This window comes from Aminobacter sp. P4_D5, from assembly GCF_056401815.1.
In genome coordinates this window covers 1-579 of record NZ_JBFUIP010001109.1, presented here as the reverse complement: position 1 = coordinate 579, position 579 = coordinate 1, and the positions used below count along the sequence as shown (strand labels likewise).

The following is a 579-nucleotide window of genomic DNA, read 5'->3' as shown; positions in this document are numbered from 1 at the left end:
ATCACGAAATGGCGGAGCGTGCGGGCGGGGGACTTCCTGACGGTTCCGGCGGGAACCATCCACGCGATCGGCGCCAATCTCGTGATTGCCGAAATCCAGCAGCGCAGCGACGCCACCTTCCGCCTGTTCGACTTCGACCGGCACCGCGAGTTGCAGATCGATCGCGGCGTGGCGGCGGCCCACGCGGCACCGGCGGAGCCGCAACCGCGGCCTTCGCGACTCAGCGCAAGCCGGGTGCTGCTCGCGGCCAATCCTCATTTCATCGTCGAGAAGATCGACCTCGTTCCGATGTCGGCCTGGCACCTGGAAGCCTCGCAGGAGACCTGGGTGCTGGCCCTCGCCGGCGGGGCCCGGTTCGGCGGCCTCACGCTGGCACCGGGCGAGGCGGTGTTCCTGGACGCCGAGATCGCGGCCGTCCAGGCCGATGAGGAGGGTTTCCAGGCCCTGGTCGCCTATCCCGGTCCCGAACTGGCTCCTGCACTGCTGGAAGGCGTCGCGGCCTTTGATTTCGATCCGGAACCTGCGCGGCTCACCGGGACCGCATCATGACCCGGCTGGATCGCATCGCCTTCATTGGCA

1 pseudogene is annotated in these 579 nt (G+C 68.4%); it reads left to right on the top strand.

Features of this window, described 5'->3' with window-relative positions:
• Window positions 1–549 (top strand): annotated as a pseudogene (locus AC1DWF_RS36945) (class I mannose-6-phosphate isomerase); the annotation flags it as partial.
• Window positions 550–579: the final 30 nt, after the last annotated feature.